Genomic DNA, 2,845 nt, shown 5'->3' with positions numbered 1-2,845 from the left:
GCGCTCAAGAGCTGCATGGACGAGGTCCTGTGGATCTACCAGCGCAAGTCCAACAACGTGCACGACCTCAAGCCCCACATCTGGGACGAGTGGGCCGATGAGAGCGGCTCCATCGGCAAGGCCTACGGCTACCAGGTGGGCCAGGTGAGCCACTACGCCGACGGCGACTACGACCAGATGGACCGCGTCCTCAAGGACCTGCGCGAGAACCCGTTCAGCCGCAGGATCATGACGAACCTCTACACCTTTGCGGACCTGTCCGAGATGCACCTCTATCCCTGCGCGTACAACGCCATCTACAACGTGACCGAGCACCCCGGCGACGACCGCCCCACGCTCAACATGGTCCTCGTGCAGCGCAGCCAGGACGTCCTCGCGGCCAACAACTGGAACGTGTGCCAGTACGCCATCCTGCTCATGATGGTCGCGCAGGTAAGCAACATGAACGCCGGCGAGCTGGTGCACATGATCGCGGACGCGCACATCTACGACCGCCATGTCGACATCGTGAAGGAGCTCATCAGCCGGCCCACCTACCCGGCGCCCAAGGTACACCTCAACCCCTACGTGCACGACTTCTACGACTTCACGACGGACGACCTCATCGTCGAGGGCTACGAGCACGGCCCGCAGGTGAGGGACATCCCCATCGCGATCTAGCGTCGCGGCAAGCAACGACCTCTGGAGGCCACATGAACGCAATAGTCGCGGTGTGCGACGACTGGGGCATCGGCCTCAACGGCGGGCTTCTCGTCCACAGCAAGGCCGACATGCACCGCTTTGTGGAACTCACCATGGGCGGCACCGTTGTTATGGGGAGAAGGACGCTCGAGAGCTTCCCGGGAGGCCCCCTCAAGGGACGCAGGAACGTGGTCGTGACCCACGACCCGGCGAGCCTTCCCGAGGGCGTCATGGGCGTCACGTCCCCCCAGGCGGCGCTCGAGGCCGTCGCGGACGATGATCCCTCCCGCACCTGGCTCATCGGCGGGGAGTCCATGTACCGCGCGCTTCTTCCCCACTGCGAGCGCGCCTACGTCACGAAGTTCGACGTCACGCTGCCCGCGGACGCGTTCTTCCCCAACCTGGACGAGGACCCCGCCTGGCACGTGGAGTCCATCGAGGAGGGCGGCGTCACCAAGAGGGGCAAGGCCTTCTCGTTCGTGACGTACGCGCACGACGCGAGGTAGCCCGCAACCAGACCGTTCGAGCTGACGAGTGGCCGTCTCCCGCACGCGGGGGCGGCCACTTTTTGCGCGCGTCAGCCACGCCATCACTTGTCTGCGAGGAGGGCCTCCAGCGCGACCACAAGCCCCTCCGGGTCGCCGCACCCGCACTCGACCCTGAGCCATGGGATGCCCGTGTCGTCACAAAGCAGATGGGCACGGCTTGCGGTGCCGCCCGGCACATGGCTGCCACAGAGGTCGCGGCCATCGTCGCAAGGGATCCCGGCGCCCGCGCCCGGCACAAGCCTCGCGTCCACCAGGGGGCCAAAGCCGTCCTCGAGGTTAGCGGCTCCGGCCTCGTACGACGGGTCGTCGGTCAGTCCCGGGTAGCGCACCTCGCAAACGGCCGGGTGGCACCTGAGGTACGCCGCGACGACCTGGGCGTTGTCGTTCGCCTTGCGGCGCCTGCGGTCGTAGTCGGCCATGCCGCGCGACAGCTCGCGCACGGCGTCCCCGCATGGCGCGGGCTGGGCTGCCACGGCATCCGCAAGTCCCCCGCAGCCGTTGCGCCCCTGCAGAGCCTCGCGCCGGAGTCCGACCATGACCATGCCGCAGCCGCGCCGTTGCACCACGCGGTCGAGCGACGCGAGCGCCACGTCCGCACCGAGCCTGCCGGCAGGACATCCCAGGGCTGACGTCAGGCTCACATCCAACGCGAGCGGCCTGCGCTCGTCCGCCGCCGTGGCGTCCCTCCGCCGCGCGAGCACGCGGACGTCCGTCATCCCCAGCGGCACGCCGCCAAGCGGCGCCACCACGGCATCGGGGTCCAGCCCCAGCCGCGACGCGACGTCACCCACGCCCGGCGCGGCCACGACCCATGCGCGGCTCCTGCCGCCAAGCGCCCGCGCGAACGTGCGACATGCTTCCCGCAGGGCCTCCTCGACGGAGCCGCCCCGTCCTTCTCCCCCGCCCATCTCCGCGTCAGCCATGCATCAACTCCAAGCCCCCATCCTGTTTGACGTCACCACTCTACCCCATGGCGCCCTTACCCCGCGGGCCAGAAGGACGCGCTTTGCCGGCTGGTGCCGCCATGAAAGAGGCCGCCCCACCTTGGTGGGACGGCCTTGCCGTGCTCTGTGCGCGAGTGGTTGTGCCTTGCCGGAACTAGCCGCGACGCTCGCGAATCTCCTCCGTGATGTCCTTCACGAAGTCGGCCAGGTCGCGCTGCGTGGTCTCGTTGGTCGCGCGGTCGCGGACGCTGATGTTGCCGGCCTCCTTCTCCTTCTCGCCCAGGATCAGCATGTAGGGAACACGGTCGATGGAGCGGGCCTCGCGGATCTTGTAGCCAATCTTCTCGTCGCGGTCGTCGACCTTCACGCGCACGCCGGCGTCACGCAGCGTCTGCGCGACCTGGTTGGCGTAGTCGCGGGTCTTCTCGGAGACGGGAAGGACCTTGACCTGGCAGGGCGAGAGCCACGTGGGGAACTTGCCCGCGTACTGCTCGATGAGCATGCCGATGAAGCGCTCGAAGCTGCCGAAGCCCGCGCGGTGGATCATGATCGGCTGCTTCTTGCTGCCGTCCTTGTCCACGTACTCCAGCTGGAAGTTGTGCGGCAGCTGGAAGTCGAGCTGGATGGTGCCGCACTGCCACTCGCGGCCCAGGCAGTCCTGCAGGTGGAAGT

Annotated in this window: 4 protein-coding genes; 2 read left to right on the top strand and 2 right to left on the bottom strand. The window is 67.8% G+C overall.

What is annotated here, in order from left to right:
• A partial coding sequence (thyA, locus tag ACI38Z_RS05405) for a thymidylate synthase (protein WP_439789171.1) occupies positions 1 to 660 on the top strand: 660 nt, incomplete at its 5' end.
• 32 nt (positions 661 to 692) lie between these two features.
• Positions 693 to 1,187 (top strand): dihydrofolate reductase, encoded by a 495-nt coding sequence (locus tag ACI38Z_RS05400; RefSeq protein WP_439789170.1) that lies wholly within the window; start codon positions 693 to 695, stop codon positions 1,185 to 1,187.
• A gap of 83 nt (positions 1,188 to 1,270) precedes the next feature.
• On the opposite strand, the gene ACI38Z_RS05395 is transcribed toward ACI38Z_RS05400, so the two are convergent.
• Together ACI38Z_RS05395 and ACI38Z_RS05390 are read right to left on the bottom strand one after the other, a co-directional pair.
• Complete coding sequence (locus ACI38Z_RS05395; protein ID WP_439789169.1) at positions 1,271 to 2,152, bottom strand: PLP-dependent transferase; 882 nt, start codon at positions 2,150 to 2,152, stop codon at positions 1,271 to 1,273.
• A gap of 175 nt (positions 2,153 to 2,327) precedes the next feature.
• On the bottom strand, positions 2,328 to 2,845 hold a 518-nt coding region (locus ACI38Z_RS05390), incomplete at its 5' end, for a His/Gly/Thr/Pro-type tRNA ligase C-terminal domain-containing protein (RefSeq protein WP_439789168.1).

Source organism: Parafannyhessea sp., from assembly GCF_051876455.1.
Taxonomy (GTDB): domain Bacteria; phylum Actinomycetota; class Coriobacteriia; order Coriobacteriales; family Atopobiaceae; genus Parafannyhessea.
This window is presented reverse-complemented; position numbering and strand designations above follow the sequence as displayed.